This window comes from Domibacillus sp. A3M-37, assembly GCF_024213455.1.
In the GTDB taxonomy this organism is placed as follows: domain Bacteria; phylum Bacillota; class Bacilli; order Bacillales; family Domibacillaceae; genus Domibacillus; species Domibacillus tundrae.
Genome location: NZ_JANAVL010000006.1, coordinates 171,149 through 194,347 on the forward strand (window position 1 = coordinate 171,149; position 23,199 = coordinate 194,347).

The window sequence follows — 23,199 nt, forward strand, 5'->3', positions numbered from 1 at the left end:
CAAGGAAACCGATCCTTGCCCGATGAGCCCCTGTTTTTGATAGCGTTATGGACGTGCTGGACGGTCGCTTTCAGGTACATTCTTATAAACATCGTCATAAGAGTGGAATCCATCCTTGATAACCGTATCAACAAGGTTTTCTTTACCTACCTTAATTGGATCCAATTTTATGAATGGCACATCGATCTTGCCATTGTTAACAGTTGAATCAGTAGTTGGAGTTTCCCCTTTTGCCAATTGAACAGCTACTTCTGCACTCTTTTCAGCAATGTTCTTGATTGGTTTGTAGACTGTCATCGTTTGAGTACCTTCGGCAATTCGCTGTACAGCAGCCAAGTCAGCATCTTGTCCAGAAATGACTACTTTACCTGCAAGTCCCTGTGCATCCAATGCTTGAATTGCACCGCCAGCAGTACTGTCATTTGATGCAACTACCGCATCAATATCATTTTTATTTGCTGTTAAAGCGTTTTCCATAATTTTAAGTGCTTCGTTTGCATCCCAGTTTTTAGCCCACTGATCACCGACGGTTTCAATATCTCCACTATCCACAAGCGGTTGAATTATGTTCATTTGCCCTTCTCTAAACATCTTCGCATTGTTATCTGTTGGAGAACCACCCATTAGGAAATACTTTCCAGATGGTACTTGCTCCACTAAATATTCCGCTTGCATTTCACCAACGCGAACATTGTCAAACGATACATATGCATCAATATCGGTGCCATTGATCAGGCGGTCATACGCTAAAACAGGAATTCCTTCTGCCTTCGCTTGATCGACCACCGTAGATAATGCATCTGAGTTAATCGCAATAATTACTAGTGCGTCAATATCTTGAGATAACATATTCTGGATTTGAGATAATTGCTTTGCTTCATCCCCGTTTGCAGATTGTACCAATACTTCTGCGCCTAATTCTTCTGCTTTTGCAACAAAGAAGTCACGGTCATGCTGCCAGCGTTCTAATGTTAAATCCGAAACGGACAGGCCGACCTTAAGCTTATCATCATTGCCTTTCCCCTCCTTTTCAGAGCCACTGCCATTATTTTCATTACCTGCGTCCTGTCCGCAAGCTGCAAGCATCAACACTAGGAGTAAACCAACCAAAACTGAAATAAAGCTTTTCCTCTTTCTCATTAGATGTGAAGCCCCCTTATATTTTCAATTTTTTATGAAATCGCAGCCGCCAGTTCCATCGATTACGCTTTCATATTTTGATGACTAGCCGATCAGAGCTAATTCACATATTAAAATTATCATGATATCTCTAATTTGAAAGCCCTTTCACCTTTACTTTGTTGCTAATATCTAGACATTCTTGTGAATATTCTGTAATTTTAATCAAAATAAGAACATCCGTGCCCGCTAAAATTATAAAAGTCAAAATTACTCATAACTTTGTGCCCTTAACAATATTTGCGGGTTTGTACATTCATTCTTTTCAATTATTGATGGTAATTATTTCGATATTCCCGCGGGCTGATTCCAATTTCTTTTTTAAAAAACCTGCTGAAATAATTGGGATCTTTATAGCCAATATTCAATGTGATTTCTTTTAATGGCATTGTGCCATCGCGCAGGAGCTCTTTTGCCTTTTGCAATCTAGTGTTCTTCAAATAATCGATAAAAGTCACTTGAAACCGCTCTTTAAATAGCCTGCTTAAATAATAGGTGCTAATCCCAATTTGCTCGGCTACCTCTTCAAGAGAGATCGATGTATGATAATGTTTGTCAATATATTCTTTCGCTTTTAAAAGCAGCGATCTCATCCCGTTCATCCGCCACTCCCCTAAACGCTCGATAATAAATACGAGCAGGGCTTTGGCTGTTTCTTTGATCTGCATCGCTGTTTCGATTTGTCCCAGACTCACCGGTATATCCTCATCAAAGCCGAGCTCTTTGACAGAACGGGTTAACACGAGAAAGAAATCCTCCATCGCCTTGTGGATGATTCTTACCTGATAATCTGATGCCTGCTGGATCGATTGAAAATAGGATTCAAACATGTGCAATCCTTTTTGCATATCGCCCCGCTTAACAGCGTCAACTAACTCTTTTTCAATCTCAAACGGAATTAACTCTTTGCGCTTCTGTTTCAACCGGTCGCTGTAGGCCATATAAGCTGCGCCTGAGTGGCTATGCACCAGTTCCAGCGCATAGATCGCTTCCTTATAAGAATTGGAAAAGGATTTGACATCCGATACAGCCATGCCAACCCCAGCATATAGGCGGCAGTGTTCGAGGTGATTTTGGACATAATGAATGATTGACCGTGCAAAGTCTTGTTTTATTTCATGATCTGTTTTTCCTTGCTCAGTGAATAGTACCAAGACTGGAACCTGGAACCCTGTTAATGGGCCTGCCAGACAATGGAGACTATGTTCATGCAACGCTCTTTTCAGGCTTCGATACCACCGGCTTTTTTCCTCACGACCTTGATATAGGCTGTCTGATTCAAACGAAAAGACAGCCACGAATCCTTGCTTATCTTCAAGGTCCAGCCATTCACCCCAGTCATCCTGATTGAATTCGTGAACATGATCCATGATTAACGAAACAATAAATTCCATTTCGATAAAGGAACTGACTCTTTCAAGGCGACGATTGATTTGCTTTTTTTCGATCACTGTCTGTTTTTCAGCCTCGATTTCAACTGCCATCCGATCAAATGCTTCTAATACCTCGGAAACTCTGCTTGGTTTTAACAAATATTCCTTAATCCCAAATTTCATCGCTTTACGGGCATAGTCAAACGTATCAAAAGCCGACACCATAATATATCTAGTGTTCGGAAGTTCAGGAGATATCCTCTTAATCACTTCGAGTCCATCAATTTCCGGCATTTTGATATCCATAAAAATTAAATCCGGCTTATGGGTCAAAGCAAGTTCGACTGCTTGCATTCCATTTTGTGCCTCGGCAATGATGTCAAAATTAGAACGATTTTTACTAAGCATAAGTTTGAGGCCTTCTCTTTCAAGCGGTTCATCTTCCACAAGCATGATCTTTAACATATAGTTCCCCCTTCTCCTTTAGCATTTGTTTAGCTGAATACTCACGATTGTCCCTTTCCCAAGGCTTGAGGAAATGTTAATCTCACTATCATTATTGAATAATCTGAGACGATCCATCACATTTCTCATGCCGATTCCAGTTGAATGACCTGACCCTTTTTTAGATACAGATCCCTTTTCTGCATTACTCGAATTCAATAATCGATCAATCGTTGCCTGATCCATTCCTGCGCCATTATCCTTTACATCAATAAAAACCATTGCTTTGTCTTCGTAAATGTGCAATTCAAGTTTCGCACCACCAGCCATATTTTCAATTCCATGCATAAAGGCATTCTCAATGAGCGGCTGAAGCGTTAGGCAAGGGATCGGCGTTGACAAACAGGCAGGATCCACGTTTTGCAGAAACTCCACGCGGTCACCAAATCGTGTTTTTTGAATAAAAAAGTACTCTTTTACAATTTCCACTTCATCCTTTATTGTCGTCTGGCGATCGAGATTGCCGATATTATAGCGAAGCAGAGCAGATACCGATGATATTAAGTCGCTTGTCCGTTCTGCGCCTTCGATATACGACAGTTTTGAAATCGTGTTCAATGTATTAAAAAGGAAATGTGGATTAATCTGATTTTGTAAGCTTTTTAATTCCATCTCTTTCAGCAATTGGGCAAGCCTTGCCTTTTCTTCGATCTCACTAACCGATTCGAGAATATTCTTTTTCATTTCATTAAATGTCTTCGTTAAAAACCAAAGCTCGTCCTTTCTTGAAACAACAACATCCTCTCCAGAAAAACGCCCGGCTGAAATTTCCTTTGCCGCCCAGGTGAGCCGTTCAATCGTTCGTGTGATTCCATTAGAAAACCAGAGGGCAAATAGAATACTGAGAATAATAATAGAGAGAATGATTGCTGTCCCCATCTTTTGCGTATTCTTAATCTTTTTATCGATCAGCAAGGATAACTCTCGATAGTCTGTGAGTTTCTTATTAATTAAGTCAAGTGAGTTTTCATGAATATAACTGGCTGTTTTTTCTGCTTCATTTAAATGGTTCGAATATTGCTGGATATCTTGCTGTTCTACACCTTCCACGGTTTCATCTAAATGTTCAAGAAAACTGGACATTGTATTTAAAAAGTTTAGGCTTGGGATTCCTGCTAATTCTTTTTCCTTAAACTCTTTTTGCAGCTGGATCAGCTGCTGCTTCTCTTCTTGATACAATGATAGGTTTTCCGGTAAAGGCTCATAGACGTAAATTTGCAGCGACTGAAACGTCTGATTTGTCTTTTTCGTGATCTCATTTAAAAGCAAGGAAGGCTCAACATTCTCATTATAAAGCTCGATCACTTTTTGGTTGCTTTGATCACGAATAAAAAATAAAGCGATAATTAATAAAAGGATCGCAGCAAAATAAATCAGCAATTTTGTGCGAATTTTGTTCATCACGCTCCACCTCTTTTGCTAATCCTGTAAGGGTATTCTGATCTACGGATAATCGATGATTCTGTATAGTAGAAGTCTTCGATCGGTTTTCCCTTAACAATGTCTAGCATAAGCTCAATGCTTAGGTAGCCCATTTCAAACGGACGTTGTTCAACAATCGCATCGATAGCTCCTTTTTCGAGCAATTGGATATTTTCCTCAATCGTATCAAAGGTAATCACATACATATCATCCTGCCTTTTCAATGAGTTTGCTGCAGCAACGATGCCCATTCCATTATAAGAACTCGTTCCATAAAAGGCTGTAATGTTTGGATACTCGGTGAGCATTTTGTGCGCTTTTTGCTCTGTGTCAACCCTTGTAACATTTGATTCTTCAATCGCTACGATCTCGATTCCTTCAAACTGACCTACAATATCCTTAAATCCTTTCACCCGCTGCTGGTGATCGACATTATCAAAATTAGCTGTGATAATCCCAACGGCAGCCCTCCCGCCAGTATCTTCTACCAAAGCCTTTCCTGCTAATTGTCCAGCTAAATAATTATCAGTGCCAATATATGCGGTACGCGAGCTTTCCTTTGCGTCCATATCAATCGTGATAACCGGAATCCCAACACTCACAGCTTTATTAATCATTGGCGTAAATTGGTCGTTAAGAGCCTGAACAATAATCCCATCTACTTTTGCTGTAATTGCTTTCTCTAAAAGCTTAAGCTGTTCATCCGGATTCGAACGCATAGGCCCCTCATATTCAACAAAAACATCATGCTTTGTCTCGGTTTTCTTGGCGCCTTCTCCCACTAAACGCCAATAATCATGATTCATCTCCTCACCAATCAAGATAAAATGGTACTTCGGCAGAGATGTCTGTGAAGAAATTACTTTATCCATTTTTCGATCAATCGCCTGCACTTGTTTATAAAAATAAACTGAGAAACCTAATGCCGTTATAAACAACAATATTAAGAGAAAATAAAAAAACGATCTTCGATTCATGCTGTCCTCCTAAAAAAGGAACCTAGTATTTTTAATATCATAATATTAAAAATACTCTAATACAATAATAAAATGTGTTTTTTTGGAAAATGGAATCCTGCTTTATAACTTAAAAAGGTCGCTATTATGTTTCCTGGATTAGAAATATTTACCTTATTAAAAGATTTAAAGGATTAAAAAAAGCCTTATCCAACTGACTCTGGATAGGGCTTGCTGGAGTGCTGTTTTACTGTCAGTAATTCTTTATGGTAAAATTTAAGGGATTAATGCAAAAAAACTGCCTCTACTTATGGTAGGGTTCCCCCCGGTTAATCCGGAAACTCCGATACACCTGCTCTACCAAGATCAGCCTCATCAGCTGGTGTGGAAATGTCATAGGCGAGAAAGACAGCTTTTCATCCGCACGCTTCAGTACGGTGTCACTTAACCCAAGCGAACCGCCGATCACAAAGGCGATTTTGCTTTTGCCGTATGTAGCGAGATTGTCGATGTCGGCGGCGAGCTGCTCGGATGATTTCATTTTGCCGTTGATAGCGAGTGCAATGACGTGTGCGTCCGGATTGATTTTGGCTAAGATCCGTTCTCCTTCTTTTTCTTTTACCTGCTTCATTTCGGCCTCACTTAGGATTTCCGGCGCTTTTTCATCCGGTACTTCGATGATGTCGATTTTGGCGTACGCGGATAGTCTTTTAATATATTCATCGATGCCTTGTTTTAAGTACTTTTCTTTTAATTTACCGACTGTTATAATCGAGATATTCACAATTAAACCTCACTTTACAAACAATTTACGAACAGTTTATCCACAGAAGTTATCCACATATCAACAACTCACCTGTTTATATTTTACCATAGTATTCACATGTGAATATCGGTCTTTTGTTTGTTTTTTTTTATTTCGGATGACAAAAGAAGGAATTTTCAGTGTTTTTTGTTAACTTATTCTATTCTTTATATTTCTTTAATATTTCCCTGACAAAATAGATATCGAAGTCTATTTAGGGAGGAATCATGATGAAAAAGAAGAAGGTAGTGCCTTTGTTTTTAGCAACAGGAATGTTATTTAACGGAGGTGAAATCATTCCCGTTAACGTGCTGGCTGCTGAGCCCGTTTTTACAGAATCATTTGATGCTGCTGCATTGCCGGATGGCTGGGAAGTCATTCAAGGACAGGCTGCGGTTCAAGACGGTTCACTTATGTTAACGTCTCCTTCCACATCGAAGCCAGCTCGCGTACTTATGCCTGAATCGGTTTCTAGCGGTGATTACATTATTGAAGCGGATATGACGTTTGTTTCCGCTGTTGAAGACACACGCTGGGCATCCATCATGTACCGCGTGCAAGGTAATGATTATCCGTATTACCAAATGGCTGTCCGCCGAGGTGCCAACGCATTAAATGGGGTCGAACTTGCGCTTCGCAATGCGAATAATGGGTGGTCTGCCTTAAACAAAGCCCCATATAGCGAAGCATTTGCTTACAACAAAACGTACAAAATGAAAATAGTGTCAAAAGGAAATCGTGTACAGCAATACATAAATGGCCAGCTTGTAATCGACACCGACCAGGCGACAGCTCTTCAAGAAGGACGGATCGGCTTTCAAGCAGCCGGCGCAACTGTTAAATTTGATAATATTCACGTAAAGGAACAAACAGAGGAACTTCCTTCACTGGCCGATACGAGCGCTTTTTTGGGCGATCAGCCCGAAACCAATTTATTAAATGCGCCGACGATTATTTCGGATACACCTCAGCTTGAGCAGCAAGAAGGTGTATCCTCGATGATGCTCAAGCCCGATACTGATTTACTTATACAAGGCACACCTTTGCGCACGTATTTAGAAGAGATGAAAGGTGAGACCATTCCCATTATCAAGCTGGAAAATGAAGAAACAGCTCAAAAAACAGCTCAGTTGCTTAGTGAAATGTCCGTCCAGGATGTACATATCGTATCTACTCAATCAGAAGTGCTAAAGACGGTCAAAGAAATCGTTCCGTCCGTACGCGGGGCACTCATATATAATCGTTCTTCACTTAATAAGCATGATCTGAACCGCTTTATCCAGTCTGTCCATACGTCCGGGGCAAAAACGGCCATACTGCCACAAAAGCTGCTTTCAGCCGATACCGTTCATTCTTTTCATAGCCGTGCCGTTTCTATTTGGGGTGATATGGAAGGCGAATTAGAACTTGATGCGCATAGCTGATTCATGCTGGTGTTGACGGCATCATTGCCAGAGATCCAGTACCAGTAACAGCTGCATTCAGCCGTTATCCTGAAAATACGCTCGTTCAGCGGCCGATTGTCGCTGCGCATCGTGGCATCCCATCACTCGCTCCTGAAAATACGATGCCCGGCTACCGTATGTCATATGAACTCGGAGCGGATTTAATTGAAACAGATGTGCAAAAAACAAAAGACGGTGAAATTGTGATTATGCACGACTATACGGTTGACCGGACCACAGATGGAACAGGCAATGTCAAAGATTTAACATTGGCGGATATTCAATCACTTGATGCCGGCTCTTATTTGAGTGAAGAATTCGCCGGCGAAAAAGTACCTTTGTTCCGTGAATTTTTACAAGAATTTAAGGGGAAAGAAATCATATTGTTAGTGGAATTAAAAGCGGATGGTATTGCTGAGGATACGATTCGGATTATTGAAGAAGAAGGCATGAGGGATCAAGTTGTTTTGCAAAGCTTCCATTTAAACAGTGTGACACAATCTGTCGCTTCTGCGCCAAATATGCCTTCCGGTTATTTGTATTCAGCAGCTGTGCCGCAGACAGAAGCAGCCCGGCTGAACGACGCACGCAACATGATGAATTACGCGACTCGTTTAAATGTAACGCTCAATTCAAGCTACAGCAGCTTGTCTCCCGAATTTACATCATATCTCCGTCAGCGGGGCATGATCAGTTTTCATTGGATGTTCCGCAATGAAGCCGACTTTGGTGAGCAGCTTCAAAATGGCGTGATCGGGCCGATTACCGATTATACGCAGTGGCTGACCGAAGCACCAATCCGGATCGAAACGCCGATAAAAACCCGGAACTTGAATATAGGGCAGACAGCAACGATTCAAGCAAAAGCGTTCTTGAATTATCGGACCGACAAAAAAGAGAATATCGAAACAAACCTTTTCTCATCTAGTGACAATGTCAAAATTGATGGAAATACCATTCAAGCAGAGAAATCGGGTTCTTCTTACGTTTTCGCTCAACACACATTTACAATGCTTGACCAAGAATGGACACTCGTTTCAGAACCAATTGAAGTCACTGTAAAATAAAGAAAAAATTCCCGTTATCAACATGTTGATAACGGGAATTTTCTGATTTTATCCACATACCCACAGATTTCATCCACATTTCGTGACCGGATATTAGTTTCCGACAACATATAAAGCCGGATTTTGACAAAATTCGCAGGATACAGGTTCTTCAATTTTTTTCATAATCGGGGCTATTTCGTATTCATCAACGGCAATATCAAGTGCCAATTCAATGTGTTCAAGACAGCATGCCATTTGTTGTTTCTCCATTTATAAATCACTTTCCGCAACGAGCGTCATCTCGGTTTCTTTTTGCTTTCCATCCCGATAGTACGTCACATTTACGGTGTCGCCTTCTTTTTTATTATTGTACATATATTTGCGCAAGGCAATGACATCTTGTACCGGTTCTCCGTCGAGCGCAGTGATCACATCGTATTCTTGAAGTCCTGCTTTCGCAGCAGGTGAATTCGTTAACACTTGCTCAACAATAACGCCTTCTTTAATATCTTCAGGCAGCTTTAACGTTTCCTGCTGATGATATGATGGCAGCTCGTTAACATTTTGAAGCGTTACTCCCATGGCCGGGCGCTTCACTTCACCGAATGATTCAAGATCTTCAATAATGGGCAAAGCCGTGTCGATTGGAATGGACAAGCCAATGCCTTCAACCGCGCTTTGGGCAATTTTCATCGAGTTAATGCCAATCACCTGACCCGCAATGTTCACAAGTGCCCCGCCGCTGTTACCAGGATTAATGGCTGCATCTGTCTGTAGCACTTCCGCCTGCCAGTCGTTGACCATATCGCCATTTAAATCAACTGGGATCGCACGCTCCAGTCCTGATACGACTCCCTGCGTAACTGAACCAGAAAATTCAAGACCGAGCGGGTTTCCGATCGCAAGAACCGGTTCGCCAATTTTAAGTGCTTCCGAGTCGCCGAATTGGGCTGTTTTCTCCACATTGGCCCCACTGATGGTTAAAACAGCCAGGTCGGTCCATACATCCCCACCTAACAGCTCTGCCGGTTCCTTCGTGCCGTCCGCAAGGGTTACTTCGAGCTGTTGTGCGCCTTCAATGACATGATAATTCGTCACAATGAAAGCGGTGTCGCCGTCTTTTTTATAAATGACTCCACTTCCGCTTCCGGCTTCCTGCGTTGTTGATTCCGAGCCGAAAAAGTTCATTGATGCTTGAATATTTGTAATGCCGACAACCGCATCCTTCGCTTTTTCTACCGCTTGTGTCACGTCTGTTGTTACATCTATTGCTACTTGTTCCGAGCTGCCAGCCAGCTCATTTTCAGAAACGGATACGTCATTATTTTGATAATCCACAATCGATGGAAGTGTTGTCACGACAAGCCCGGCCCCAATCACGATGCCGGCAAGTCCTGACAAAAAGTAGCCGCCTTTTCCGCCGCGCTTGTTTCGTTCTGTGCGCCCTTCATCATAATAGCCCAATATCATTCATCCCTTTCTGCCAACTTATTGTTTCACCGTTCTTAGCGGCTATTCTAAAAAAATTATACGCTTTTGCCGAAAAGAAGGGCAACTTATACGCTGTCAGCGATTTTTCAAGTGAAGATTTGCAGGTTTACTATACGATTTTTTATTTCTCTTAATGCCCCACAGCAAAAAAACGCTCCGGGCTGATTGCCGCGGAACGTTTTATTAAATCACCGTGAGTGGTGTGGGCACTTTTGGGTCCGTGTCATACAGGTGAAACTGATGACCGACACCGGCGTCTTTTTGTTCAAGCATTTGCGTCACACTCATTTTCGCGAGTTCTTTCATGTTATTGTCGGCACTCAAGTGCGCCAAATAAATACGCTTCGTTTGCGGTCCGATCACATCATTCATCGCGAGCGCTGCATCTTCATTCGAAACATGCCCGACATCGCTTAAAATGCGCTGCTTGATGCTCCACGGGTAACGGCCCATCCGCAGCATACTTACATCATGGTTGCTTTCAAACACATACGCATCTGCGTTAGAGATGAGCCCTTTCATCCTGTCGCTTACATAGCCGGTATCAGTAATTAAGACGAGTTTTTTACCGCCATTATGGAAAATATAAAACATCGGCTCCGCTGCATCATGTGATACACCGAACGACTCGATATCCACAGCACCGAACGTTTTTATCATTTCCGTTTCAAACGTAAACTTCTGGCTGTCATCAATTGCACCGGTCAACCGGTCCATCGCCCTCCACGTTTTTTCGTTCGCGTAAATCGGCAGCTTGTATTTTCTCGCCAGCACACCGAGTCCTTTAATATGGTCGCTATGCTCGTGTGTGACAAAAATGCCGGACAGGTCGGCAATTTTTCGTCCAATCGATGAAAACAGCTCATCCATTTTTTTGCCTGAAAGACCGGCATCGACAAGAAAAGACTGACCGTCTGATTCAACAAAGATCGCATTGCCGGTGCTGCCGCTTGCCAGTACACTAAATTGCATTGTCATGCTTTTCACTCCAGTTACGTTACTACGATTCTTTTTCTGTCTGATAAATAGATCCGTCAAATGCGTTTACATACACTTCTTCAGTTATATCGCCTTTTTCCAGTTGAAAATACCACGTTGGCGACAAAACTTGCAGCACTTGTGATTCAAGCACTTGTGATTCAAGCACTTGTGATTCATTCAGCTGCACGGTATAATAGCCGAGCTCTGCATCACTGATCTTGCTGTCCGGCTGAATGAACCCATTTTTATAAAGCGCATCAAGTGCCTGCAGTGCGGGCAAAATAGCTTCTTCGTTCCGGTCTTCATCGTCACTTTCGAGCATTGTTTGAGAGTACTCTTCAATATTTCCATCATCATCGAGCTGTAAGGTCAGCGTCCCATAAGCATTTTCAAACAGCTTTTTATTTTCAATTTTTTGATAGTACGTGACGGTTTGCCCGTCTTGACTTCGTTCCCAATATGAATATTCGCCGCCTTGATAGACGTTATTTTTCACGAATGAATTGAGCTTATCCCGTGTTGCTCCATCCGTATCATATGGCTTGTCGAGCACACTCGCAATTTTGGTGCCCTTACTACTAATAGCCAACTCCTGCTTCGTTAAAAAAAGCAAATCGTTTTCGGAAAATATTTTCGGCTTGGCGGTGATGATCGAACGCTCGCCGGAATCTGCCGGCATTTTTTCATATTTTACCCCGTCTTCATCCAGCTTTTGTTCAATCGTTGTTGCTTTAATGACTTCGAAGCGGGATGCGCTGTATTTATTAAAAAACATCACAGCCAAAAAAATGTCCAGCACGAGAAACACGGCGATAAAAATGGTTTTTGTTTTACTCCAATCCATCTGCCGGTCTCCCTTCATCCGTGAAGAGCTTTTGCCATTCGCCGTTATATTGATAGTACCAGAAAGGCTTTAGTGTCAAAATTTTCCGAGACTCTTGTTCCAGCGTCATTTCGTACCCAATCCGCATATCTGTCAGCAGCAATGGATCGATACTTTCTAAATTGATAACTTGATTCAATGCTTTCTGGCCGCTTTGTAATTCAACAGTCTCTTCTGGCAACGGTTTATCACGCTGAACGATAAAAGAAGAGCGGTCATACTGATAAATCCGGTCCTGTCCCCAACTTTGCGACAGCTCAGCCATGCCTTGTGAATCAAAAACGGGAAAGTCACCTAAAAACAAACGATAGCTAATATCAGATGAGCCCGGCTCTGCTTTAAATAAGCGATAATCATCTACCCAGCCATTATGGTCATTAACAAAGTTAATGCTTTTTTCAATAAGTTGGTCCAGCGGCATGGATTGAGGAGTTTCTGCTGAATTTACGTATCTAACCGTTCCTGTGTTGCTGTTAATACGCATAAAGCTCGAGCCGTCCGTGTATTCGTCACTGTCTGAACGCGAACCACGTCTTACATAGCTTGGATCATTAAAAAGTGCACGCTTAAACGTTTCTGCCTCAATTTCCTCAATTTGTTCCGACAAGTAACTTTGCATGGTTAACACAGGCGGTTCTTTCTGTACATATAAAAGTGATCCTTTTGGAATTTGATAGGAAATATATGGTTTCAATCGTTCGGAATTTTCCACATAGCGATTTTTAAACTCTTTCAGCGATCTTGTTTCAATTTGGCTTCTAAAAACAAGTCTTTCTTGTACAGAAACAAAATAAACGAACGCTTTATTTTCTTCTTCTGTAATAATGATTCGGTTGAATACAGCATTTGGAACGGCTGTATCATTAAAAGAAAACATCGTCTTTATTGTGTTAAAGGGCACCGAAGAAGAAAAAAACAGCTCCACATGCGAATCATTAGACAACAGCTCTGAAAATTCCTGTTTATTTAATAATGAACGGGACACATCTTCAGGCTCAAAGAACGTCCACTTTGTCATTTCATCCATTATCCAGTCCAGCTCTTGTTCAGAAACAGTGCCGTAATGACTGCTGCCCTGATGTGAGATGATTTTTGACGGCTTTACCAATTCGGAAATTTTCCGTTGCTGGCCAATCTCTACTTCCGTCACAATATCGTCCGCTCCATCGGCAATCGTTTCATAGGATGGCTGGTAGTTCCAAATTCCCCATGTAAAGGCAAGACTGATCAACACGAGCAGTGCAAGTACTGCGGATTTGATTTTTTCGTAATTCATTCCCAATCATCCTCTTCGGAAAGATCCGCCGGCAGCGTGAAGAAAATCGTCGTTCCTTTCCCTTCAACACTCGTTGCCCAGATGTGGCCGTCGTGCGCGGTAATGAGTTCTTTTGCAATGGCGAGTCCAAGACCGGTCCCACCCATTTTTCTTGAACGGGCGCGGTCTACCCGGTAAAAGCGCTCAAAAATGAGGTCGAGGCTTTTTTTCGGGATTCCCATGCCCTGATCACTAATACTGATTTGAATCGTATTTCCATGCTCCTCCACATTAAACGAAACAAGTCCGCCTTCTGGTGAATATTTAAGCGCGTTGGAAATGATGTTATCAATGACTTGTGTGAGCTTGTCCTGGTCAATCGTGACATAAACCGGGTAACGCGGCAGCTTTCTCCTGAATGTCACTTCCTGCGATTTCGTCATTTCAAATCGGTCAATAATTTTATTGAAAAAGTCAATAAAATCTGTATCTTTTTTCGTTAAATTGTATTCCTGGCTGTCGAACTTCGATAACTGAAGCAAGTCGTTTACGAGCCGGATCATCCGCTCGGTTTCCGTCTGCGTTACATCAAGAAAATTCGGCGCAATGTCTGGGTCCTGCCAGGCTCCGTCCGCAAGCGCTTCTAAGTAGCTGCGCATCGTTGTCAGCGGCGTACGCAGCTCATGCGATACGTTCGTTACAAACTCGCGGCGTTCCATTTCAATTTTCTCCTGCTCGGTAATATCGTGCAGAACGGTAATTAAGCCGTTCACAAAGCCGGTTTCTTTTTGAATAACAGAAAAGTTCGCCCGAAGGACATATGGCCGGTCATGCGTGCTGTAATCCAAAATAACCGAATCCTGCTCATTTAACAAATCGTCGAATGAGTAGTCCTCTTCCAAATTCAGCAGTGAAACAATCGGCTGTGAAATAACTGTTTCACGTGAAACATTCAGCATTTTAGACGCTGGTTCATTAATCAAAATGACGCGTCCACGCCGGTCAGTCGCAATAACCCCGTCCGTCATGTAAGAAAGAACAGAAGAAAGCTTCCGGCGTTCTCCTTCTGTTGTCGCCTGTGCTTCCTGCAGCCGTTTCGTTAAATTGTTAAATGTTACGGCAAGTTCACCGATTTCATCCTGCCCGTACACTTTTACTTTCCGGGAGAAGTTCCCTTTTCCAAGTGCAACGGCCTGACGCCTCATATCCGTAATAGGGCGGGTAATCGTTCGAGCTAACGTGATGCCCAGAATGGCCGTAATCGCGAGCGCTAAAATCGCCGCGGAAAACAAAATTTCATTAATATCATCGAGCTGAGTAAAGACCGTCTCAATCTTGCCAACTAAGTAGACAGCACCAATCACTTCACTGTTAGAGAAGATCGGTGATGTCAGCACCCAGACCCGCTGGCCGGAGTTTTCGTCAATGTACATTTCTTCCTCTGTTTGCCCGGCTGAGAGCGCCCGTTTCACCGAGATATTGGGCATTCGCTGGCCGACAATGCCCCGGTTATTTGCGTCTGATGTACCAATAATCCGATTCTCTATGTCAATAACGCGCACTTCGATAATATCATCCTCTGAAAAATCTTCCAAAATACGCTGTGTATCCTGCTCCAGCGTATTTGATTGTTCATCACGCTCTTTCAGCATTTCTTCACGCAAATTGTATTCAAGCAAGTTAACCCGTTGCTCCAAGGATGTTTTAAAGTTTGTCGTAAACTTTTCTTCAAGGGAATTGACGAAATACACACTGATAATCTGCATCGCAAATAAAATAAGCAACACATAAATCAGCACAAATTTCATTTGAATTGAACGAAAAAACCCTACTCGTTTCATTCACATTACTCCTGTTCAGGATTGCGCAAGTAGTAGCCGACACCTCTTCGGGTCACGATCCATGATGGATGGCTCGGGTTGTCCTCAATCTTTTCACGAAGGCGTCTTACGGTTACATCTACAGTCCGGACGTCTCCATAATAATCATATCCCCAGACTGTTTGCAGCAAATGCTCACGTGTCATTACCTGACCGATATGCTTTGCTAAATAATGAAGAAGCTCGAATTCACGATGGGTCAGTTCAATCGTTTCACCGCGCTTGGACACGATGTACGCATCTGGATGAATCGTCAACGCACCAACTGTAATTTCATTCGTGTTCGCTGCTTCTTCTTCCTGAACCGGTGCTGCCTGATGGCGCCGCAAATTCGCTTTTACACGCGCAATAAGCTCCCGTGTAGAAAAAGGCTTCGTCACATAATCATCTGCCCCAAGTTCAAGACCTAATACTTTATCGATCTCGGAATCTTTTGCCGTCAGCATAATAATCGGCATGTCGTATTTTTTCCGTACTTCACGGCATACTTCCATACCATCACGGCCTGGCAGCATAATATCAAGCAGCACAAGGTCCGGCTGCATTTCTTCAACCATTTCAACGGCCTGGTCACCGTCATAAGCACACTGCACATCGTATCCTTCTTTTTTCAAATTAAACTGCAAAATGTCTGCAATCGGCCTTTCATCATCGACAACCAATATTTTCTTTTGCATCATGTATGTCCCTCACTTTTATTTTCACTGAGTAAAAGATGGCTTCAAATATAATATTTTATCATATTTCCGCTTCTTTCGCTTTTCTTAACTTTACCACGGCAGACGAACGGCAGCATCCCGTAACATATATACAGAAATAACAAAAAGCACCACGGGAGCGAAATCACCGCGATGCTTTTTCGATGGCTCAGGACGGAATCGAACCGCCGACACAAGGATTTTCAGTCCTTTGCTCTACCGACTGAGCTACTGAGCCAAGATCAGATACATTCATAAATATAAAATCATCGTTTTAAAAAATACAGCGGCCGTTGTTCATGAAGGACAATTCATAGGTTCGCACGGCCGCCATCAAGAAATAACATAACAATAGGTTAAAGTAAAAATGGCGGTCCGGACGGGACTCGAACCCGCGACCTCCTGCGTGACAGGCAGGCATTCTAACCAACTGAACTACCGGACCATTTATAAATATGCTGTTCACCAGCAACGTTGTTAATAGTATCACATGGGTGAAAAGGTGACAATACATTTTCACCATATTTGTCGTAATAAACGAACAAAACGATGAAATTTTGACATTTTTGCGTCTAGCCCCAAACATTCCAAGGAAATAAAGCCAAAATTCTACATTTTTTCGTTATATGTGAACATTTAATCATGAGCATGGACATGTTTTTTGTAAGCAGAGAAGGATTCATCTATTTAGCTATCGATTTTTGATGAAATGATCGATCATGATGAACAAAATTTCATCTAAACATGATGGGATTCCTATTGCCGGCGGCGGTAGTTTTATAAGTTCAGTTATTTCTTCAAAGAAGAAAAAGCTGTCTCGTTTTAAGACAGCCTTTCATTCATCCTTATATTTATCCCCAAACGCTGCGGACAACGTTTGTTTGATTACGGTCCGGTCCTACAGAGAATACAGACAATGGAATGCCTGTCAGTTGTGACACACGTTCAATATAGTGACGTGCATTCGCAGGAAGTTCACTCAAGTCTTTCATACCGGTAACGTCTTCTGTCCAGCCTGGAAGCTCTTCGTATACAGGCTCACATTCTGCGAGTGTGCGAAGGTTAGCTGGGTATTCTGTAATTAATTCGCCTTTATAGCGGTATGCTGTACAGATTTTTAATGTTTCGATGCCTGTTAAGACGTCAATTGAGTTCAATGAAAGATCTGTCAAACCACTGACACGACGTGCATGACGGACAACCACGCTGTCAAACCAGCCAACACGGCGCGGGCGGCCTGTTGTGGTGCCGTACTCGCGGCCGACTTCACGGATGCGGTCGCCGATTTCATTAATTAACTCGGTTGGGAATGGACCGTCTCCCACACGTGTTGTATACGCTTTTGAAACGCCGACAACGTGTGTAATTTTCGATGGACCAACACCAGAACCAATTGTAACACCGCCCGCTACAGGGTTGGATGATGTAACAAATGGATATGTTCCTTGGTCAATATCAAGCATAACACCCTGCGCGCCTTCGAACAAAACGCGGCGGCCTTCATCAAGCGCGTCATTCAAGACAACAGACGTGTCGCAAACAAGGTCTTTAATTTGTTGGCCGTATTCATAATATTCATCAAGAATATCTTCCACTTTAAAGCCTTCTGTTTCATAGAAGAGCTCAAGCAGGCGATTTTTTTCAGCGATGTTATGCGTTAATTTTTCTTCGAACGTTTCACGATCCAGTAAATCTGCCATACGGATACCCATACGTGCAGCTTTATCCATGTAAGCAGGACCGATTCCTTTTTTCGTTGTCCCAATTTTATTCGCGCCTTTACGCTCTTCTTCCACTTCATCAATTTTCAAGTGGTACGGCAAAATAACGTGCGCACGGTTTGAAATTCGCAGATTATCTGTTGATACGCCGTGTCCGTGCAAGTATGCAAGTTCTTTTACAAGCGCTTTCGGATCGACAACCATGCCGTTTCCAATCACACAAATTTTATCCGAATAAAAAATACCGGATGGGATTAAGTGAAGTTTGTATGTAACACCATTGAATTTAATTGTATGACCCGCATTGTTACCACCCTGGTAACGAGCTACGACTTCTGCGTTTTCAGAAAGAAAATCGGTTACTTTCCCTTTTCCTTCATCGCCCCACTGCGTTCCTACTACGACTACTGATGACATTTTTTGCACCTCCGAAGGTTCATGAAAAACGTTTTGTCAAACACGTTCATTTTACCAGTAAAAAACACCGTTCGTCAAACAGAAAAGACGAACATTTTTAAGTTACTAAGAATTTTTCATTCGCTTTTACTCGAAAAGCGCAAGGCGCCTTGAGCTAGACACTACCCAAAAACATATGCTTTCTTAAAATAAAAAAGCCAGCGAATCGCTGACTTTTTTATGCTCCCGGCGGCGCACCCATCTCATCCATACGCCGCTCAACGTTCACAAATTTATTATATTCTTTGACGAAAGCAAGCTCAACGGTACCGGTCGGGCCGTTCCGCTGTTTGGCAATAATGATTTCAATCATGTTTTTGTTTTCTGATTCTTTATCATAATAATCATCACGGTATAAAAACGCGACGATATCCGCATCCTGCTCAATCGAACCGGATTCCCGAATGTCTGACATCATCGGCCGCTTATCCTGCCGCTGCTCAACGCCGCGGGAAAGCTGGGAAAGTGCGATAACCGGCACTTCGAGTTCACGAGCGAGCGATTTTAAGGAACGGGAAATTTCCGATACCTCCTGCTGACGATTTTCGCCAGCGCGGCCATTCCCTTGAATAAGCTGCAAATAATCGATTAAAACCATTCCCAGCCCCTGCTCCTGCTTGAGACGGCGGCATTTGGAACGAATTTCCCCAATCCGCACCCCCGGCGTATCATCAATGTAAATGCCGGAGTTGGACAAGCTGCCCATCGCCATCGTCAGCTTACGCCAGTCCTCATCGGTCAGTGCACCTGTCCGCAGGTTTTGCGCATTAATGTTGCCCTCCGCACACAGCATCCGCATGACAAGCTGTTCTGCGCCCATTTCCAGACTAAAAATCGCAACGGTCTCATCCGTATTCGTCGCCACGTTTTGCGCAATATTGAGCGCAAACGCCGTTTTCCCGACAGATGGACGAGCAGCCACAATAATAAGATCGTTCCGCTGAAAACCAGCTGTCATCCGGTCGAGCTCTGCAAATCCGGTTGGAATGCCGGTGACGTCTCCTTTTCGGTTATGGAGAAGCTCAATGTTGTCATACGTGCGGACAAGCACGTCTTTAATGTTATGAAACGCGCCGGCATTTTTTCGCTGCGCCACTTCCATAATGCTTTTTTCCGCTTCACTAAGAAGGCCTTCTACTTCATCTTCCCGTTCATACCCGTCCGACGCAATTGTTGTGGCAGTCCGGATTAATCGGCGCAAAAGAGATTTTTCTTCGACAATACGGGCGTAATATTCAATATTGGCTGCTGTCGGCACCGCCGACGCAAGCTCGCTTAAATAAGAAATACCGCCAACATCTTCAATCAGTTTCTGGGCTGCCAGGTCTTCTGTAACCGTTACAACATCAACCGCTTTTCCGTGATCACCAAGCTTGAGCATCGTTAGATAAATTTGCTGGTGGGCATTCCGGTAAAAGTCTTCTGGAATTAATATTTCAGAAGCGACTGTTAACGCGGACGGCTCAAGAAAAACCGCCCCCAGTACAGCCTGTTCTGCTTCAATATTTTGCGGCGGCACACGGTCCGTTAATACATCACTCATCGTCACCCTCCCCGCGAAAAAAATGTGATCAGATAATTCCGATCACATTTTTTATACGTTTACTTTTCTTCTGTTACGTGCACTTTTAACACCGCTGTTACATCATTATGCAATTTGACCGGTACATTTGTATAGCCTAGACCGCGAATGCCGTCCGCAAGGTCCATCTTTCGTTTATCCAGCTTAATATTGTGTGTTTTTTTCAGCTCGTCTGCGACTTGCTTTGCAGTAACTGAACCGAAAAGCCGGCCGCCTTCACCTGTTTTTGCGTGCAGTTCAACCGTTAGTGCCTCAACCGTTTCTTTTAACTTTTTCGCTTCTTCCAGCTCTTCAGCTACAAGTGAAGCTTGCTTTTTCTTTTGTGCATCAAGCGCATTTTGGTTGCCGGAAGTCGCTTCGACCGCATAGCCATTTTTAATTAAAAAGTTATGCGCATAGCCGTCTGCAACATTTTTCACTTCACCTTTTTTGCCTTTTCCTTTTACGTCTTTCAAAAAGATCACTTTCATTCTTCCGTTCCTCCTTCAATCATTTCATCAATCACGCCACATAATCCTATTTCTGCATCTTCTACCGATGCACCACGAATTTGTGTGGCTGCGTTCGTTAAATGGCCGCCGCCATTCATTTGCTCCATAATAATTTGCACGTTTACTTCGCCAAGCGAGCGGGCGCTAATGCCGATCATATCTTCTGATCGTCGGGCGATGACAAACGATGCCTGAACCCCGTTCATCGTCAAAATCGTATCTGCTGCCTGGGCGATCAGTACAGAATCATAAATATAATTATCGTCGCCTTTAGCAATTGCCAGGCCATCCTTATAGAAATAAACCGTTTCAATAAGCTGGCTGCGCTGAATATATGTGCCGATGTCTTCTTTTAAAAATTTTTGGACAAGAATCGTATCCGCGCCTTGTGTGCGCAAATAAGCTGCCGCATCAAATGTCCGGGCGCCGGTCCGAAGTGAAAAGCTTTTTGTATCCACAATAATGCCGGCAAGCAGTGCGGTCGATTCAAGCATGGATATTTTTTTCGTCTTTGGCTGATACTCTAAAAGCTCTGTCACAAGTTCGGCTGTGGAAGATGCATACGGCTCCATATACACAAGGAGTGGGTGTTTAATAAATTCTTCTCCGCGCCGGTGATGGTCAATCACAACGACCCGTTCCGCCTTCTTCAACAGCCGGTCTTCAATGACAAGAGACGGTTTATGTGTGTCAACGACAACGAGCAATGTTCGGTTTGTCGCAATTTCAAGCGCTTCTTCCGGCGTAATAATCCTCGAATAAAGCGATGGATTTTGTGCTTTCACCTCACCAAGGAGACGTTTAACGGCTGTATCAATTTGCGAAAAATCAATGACGATGTAACCTTCACGTCCATTTAATTCTGCAACGTGACGAATCCCCATCGATGCGCCGACCGCATCCATATCCGGATATTTATGGCCCATCACAATGACTTTATCGCTATCTGTTACTATATCACGAAGCGCATGAGAAATAACGCGCGCACGTACGCGGGTGCGTTTTTCGGTCGGATTTGTTTTTCCACCGTAAAACTTTACTTTTCCGTCTCCCTGCTTAATGGCTGCCTGATCGCCGCCTCGTCCAAGAGCCAGATCCAAACTGGACTGGGCCAGGTCACCTAATTCCGGCAGCGGAACCATACCTTGCCCGATACCGATACTCAGTGTGAGCGGTGCATAATGCTTCGCTGTTTGTTCCCGTACTTCATCCAAAATGGAAAATTTATTTTCTTCAAGCTTGTGCAAGATCCGCTCATTCATTACTGTAAAGAAACGCTCAGAGGAAACGCGTTTTAAAAACATGCCATGTTCTTTTGCCCAGCCATTCAGCATAGAAGTCACTAAGCTGTTCAAGCTGCTGCGCGTCTGATCATCCATTCCTTGTGTTAAATCATCATAGTTATCAAGAAAAATGATGCTGAGCGCCGTCTTTTCTTCTTTAAACTGCCGGGCTGTAAGCTCTTGCTTTGTAACATCAAAAAAGTAAAGAAGCTTTTCATCCGGTTTTGAGATGACACGAAATGTCTTGCCGTTCAAATCAATCATCGCTTCTTTTTCACTTTTGACCGCCGGCAGCAATGGTTCTGCTACCTCATAAAGCGATTCTCCGACGAGCGTTTCTTCTTGAAAATAAGAGGTCAAAAAAGCATTTGCCCATTCCACGACATATTCTTTGTTATAAAGCAAAATACCAATCGGCAGCTCTTGAAGCGTTTCTTCGCCGACTTTTTGCAGCCGGTATGATAAGGTAGTAATATATTTTTGTACATCTTCATGCGCTTTTCTTTCTGCCAAATATAAAAAGAGGAGCAGAAAAATTGTTAAGGTCATTAATCCGGCGCCGGCGATTCGATTATAGGTGAACAGCCAGACCGACGCAGCTGCAAGCACAAGCAAAACGACGATCATCGGCAGTTGGACCATTCGCCTGTTGTAATACGAAAGCATTCGCTTCAGCTCCTCATTCTAAAGCTCCATTCGGTGCGTTCAATAGAGCTGATTTTAAAAAGCGCTTTAAGGCTTTTTTTGCATCCGCTGTCTTAAGTCAAATCCTAAATCAATTATACCTAATAATCGGATAAGATAAAGAAGTGGAATAAGGGGAATTGATAAAACGGCCAGAATGACCGGAATTGCTTTTGGCCATTTTTTGCTGTGTGCAAAGAAAAAAACAAGTGAGAGCCCTTGTATGTATAAGCATGCCTGCAAAATAAACATGACGTTCACATAAATATCGTACCACGTTGTACCGCTTTCCGGTTTTACGACGATAGCACCGACCATAAAGAAAAGATAATACCATAAAATCGCACGCGGAAGCTGAACTGTCCGGAACGGATTGAGCGGTTTTATGCTGATGCCAAGCCGTTTGACGATTGGATAATTAACCGTCATCAGCAGCAGGACGACGATAAATGCAATCATCACAAAAATAGCTGGTAAAAGCGCGCCTATATACTGAATAACCGTATTAATTTGATCTTCTGTATAAGGCATTTCCTGCCCAAGTATATCGCTTGTTTCTATCATGGATTGCTTGAAGGCGCTGCTGAACTGGTCTACAAACGAAATATCAAGCAGCAGCACCGTGGCGACGTATTGAATAATAATATTCACAAGAAACACCAGGCTTCCTGCCATGTAAACCATCCAGCCATCCGACTGCTTCCGGATCAGCATACCCATCGCAAGCCCCGTCGTCCCATACATGACTGCCACAGGCACAGATACAATACCTCCCGCAATAAATGCCACAGCGATTGCGCCAGCCAGCAGCATAAACGATGGACCGGCCGGATATTTAGCGCTATAAATCAAAAAAGGAAACAATAAAAATAGCGCGCCGACAATTGAAACAATAGGTACATACACTGAGATCAGCAGCAGAACCGTAAAGATTGCCAGCATCATTGCTCCTTCTGTTATGACTTTTGTCTTCCCCACTTTAACACTCCGTTCATTTGCCGTACATTCCGGCATTCTCCTTCTTTATTCTACATTCCTTTAGTCCCCCATTCAACTTTAAA

Annotated in this window: 19 protein-coding genes and 2 tRNA genes; 2 read left to right on the forward strand and 19 right to left on the reverse strand. The window is 43.0% G+C overall.

Annotated features, from left to right (window positions below; translation table 11 throughout):
* Positions 1–45: 45 nt before the first annotated feature.
* The 5 genes from xylF to rlmH form a co-directional block, all read right to left on the reverse strand.
* Positions 46–1,140, reverse strand: coding sequence for a D-xylose ABC transporter substrate-binding protein (gene xylF / locus NLX67_RS11760; RefSeq protein ID WP_254311871.1), 1,095 nt, complete (start codon positions 1,138–1,140; stop codon positions 46–48).
* Positions 1,141–1,448: 308 nt separating this feature from the next.
* Complete coding sequence (locus NLX67_RS11765) at positions 1,449–3,017, reverse strand: response regulator (protein ID WP_254311872.1); 1,569 nt, start codon at positions 3,015–3,017, stop codon at positions 1,449–1,451.
* A gap of 18 nt (positions 3,018–3,035) precedes the next feature.
* Positions 3,036–4,457 carry a sensor histidine kinase gene (locus tag NLX67_RS11770; RefSeq protein WP_254311873.1) on the reverse strand — a complete coding sequence of 474 codons (1,422 nt, stop codon included), beginning with the start codon at positions 4,455–4,457 and terminating at the stop codon, positions 3,036–3,038.
* Complete coding sequence (locus tag NLX67_RS11775) at positions 4,457–5,455, reverse strand: sugar-binding protein (protein ID WP_254311874.1); 999 nt, start codon at positions 5,453–5,455, stop codon at positions 4,457–4,459. The genes NLX67_RS11770 and NLX67_RS11775 overlap by 1 nt, the downstream gene beginning before the upstream one ends.
* Before the next feature lie 283 nt (positions 5,456–5,738).
* Positions 5,739–6,218, reverse strand: coding sequence for a 23S rRNA (pseudouridine(1915)-N(3))-methyltransferase RlmH (gene rlmH, locus NLX67_RS11780; RefSeq protein WP_046180618.1), 480 nt, complete (start codon positions 6,216–6,218; stop codon positions 5,739–5,741).
* Between the two features lie 248 nt (positions 6,219–6,466).
* Here rlmH and NLX67_RS11785 point away from each other — a divergent pair, with 248 nt between their 5' ends.
* Both NLX67_RS11785 and NLX67_RS11790 read left to right on the forward strand, forming a co-directional pair.
* Positions 6,467–7,663 (forward strand): 3-keto-disaccharide hydrolase, encoded by a 1,197-nt coding sequence (locus tag NLX67_RS11785; RefSeq protein WP_254311875.1) that lies wholly within the window; start codon positions 6,467–6,469, stop codon positions 7,661–7,663.
* A gap of 116 nt (positions 7,664–7,779) precedes the next feature.
* A complete protein-coding gene (locus NLX67_RS11790; protein WP_309143130.1) occupies positions 7,780–8,751 on the forward strand; it encodes a glycerophosphodiester phosphodiesterase in 972 nt (323 codons plus the stop codon).
* 93 nt (positions 8,752–8,844) lie between these two features.
* On the opposite strand, the gene NLX67_RS11795 is transcribed toward NLX67_RS11790, so the two are convergent.
* The 14 genes from NLX67_RS11795 to NLX67_RS11860 all read right to left on the reverse strand — a co-directional run bounded on the left by NLX67_RS11795 (position 8,845) and on the right by NLX67_RS11860 (position 23,116).
* Positions 8,845–9,003 (reverse strand): CxxH/CxxC protein, encoded by a 159-nt coding sequence (locus NLX67_RS11795; protein ID WP_082091572.1) that lies wholly within the window; start codon positions 9,001–9,003, stop codon positions 8,845–8,847.
* A complete protein-coding gene (locus NLX67_RS11800) occupies positions 9,004–10,197 on the reverse strand; it encodes a S1C family serine protease (protein WP_254311877.1) in 1,194 nt (397 codons plus the stop codon).
* 210 nt (positions 10,198–10,407) lie between these two features.
* Complete coding sequence (locus NLX67_RS11805) at positions 10,408–11,202, reverse strand: MBL fold metallo-hydrolase (RefSeq protein ID WP_046180621.1); 795 nt, start codon at positions 11,200–11,202, stop codon at positions 10,408–10,410.
* Positions 11,203–11,224: 22 nt separating this feature from the next.
* Positions 11,225–12,049 (reverse strand): two-component system regulatory protein YycI, encoded by an 825-nt coding sequence (locus tag NLX67_RS11810; RefSeq protein WP_254311878.1) that lies wholly within the window; start codon positions 12,047–12,049, stop codon positions 11,225–11,227.
* A complete protein-coding gene (locus tag NLX67_RS11815; RefSeq protein ID WP_254311879.1) occupies positions 12,036–13,364 on the reverse strand; it encodes a YycH family regulatory protein in 1,329 nt (442 codons plus the stop codon). The genes NLX67_RS11810 and NLX67_RS11815 overlap by 14 nt, the downstream gene beginning before the upstream one ends.
* Positions 13,361–15,184 carry a cell wall metabolism sensor histidine kinase WalK gene (gene walK / locus NLX67_RS11820; protein ID WP_046180624.1) on the reverse strand — a complete coding sequence of 608 codons (1,824 nt, stop codon included), beginning with the start codon at positions 15,182–15,184 and terminating at the stop codon, positions 13,361–13,363. Before walK ends, NLX67_RS11815 begins: the two co-directional genes overlap by 4 nt.
* 5 nt (positions 15,185–15,189) lie before the next feature.
* Positions 15,190–15,900, reverse strand: coding sequence for a response regulator YycF (gene yycF, locus NLX67_RS11825; protein WP_046180654.1), 711 nt, complete (start codon positions 15,898–15,900; stop codon positions 15,190–15,192).
* Positions 15,901–16,086: 186 nt separating this feature from the next.
* Positions 16,087–16,159 (reverse strand) — tRNA-Phe (locus NLX67_RS11830).
* 130 nt (positions 16,160–16,289) lie between these two features.
* A tRNA-Asp gene (locus NLX67_RS11835) sits at positions 16,290–16,366 on the reverse strand.
* Between the two features lie 406 nt (positions 16,367–16,772).
* Entirely contained in the window at positions 16,773–18,059 is a 1,287-nt protein-coding gene (locus NLX67_RS11840) for an adenylosuccinate synthase (protein WP_046180625.1), read from the reverse strand.
* A 217-nt stretch (positions 18,060–18,276) separates the two neighbouring features.
* Complete coding sequence (dnaB, locus tag NLX67_RS11845) at positions 18,277–19,641, reverse strand: replicative DNA helicase (protein WP_254311880.1); 1,365 nt, start codon at positions 19,639–19,641, stop codon at positions 18,277–18,279.
* 59 nt (positions 19,642–19,700) lie between these two features.
* Positions 19,701–20,150, reverse strand: coding sequence for a 50S ribosomal protein L9 (rplI, locus tag NLX67_RS11850; RefSeq protein ID WP_046180627.1), 450 nt, complete (start codon positions 20,148–20,150; stop codon positions 19,701–19,703).
* Complete coding sequence (locus NLX67_RS11855; protein WP_254311881.1) at positions 20,147–22,120, reverse strand: DHH family phosphoesterase; 1,974 nt, start codon at positions 22,118–22,120, stop codon at positions 20,147–20,149. Before NLX67_RS11855 ends, rplI begins: the two co-directional genes overlap by 4 nt.
* Positions 22,121–22,186: 66 nt before the next feature.
* A complete protein-coding gene (locus tag NLX67_RS11860) occupies positions 22,187–23,116 on the reverse strand; it encodes a YybS family protein (protein WP_172645581.1) in 930 nt (309 codons plus the stop codon).
* Positions 23,117–23,199: the final 83 nt, after the last annotated feature.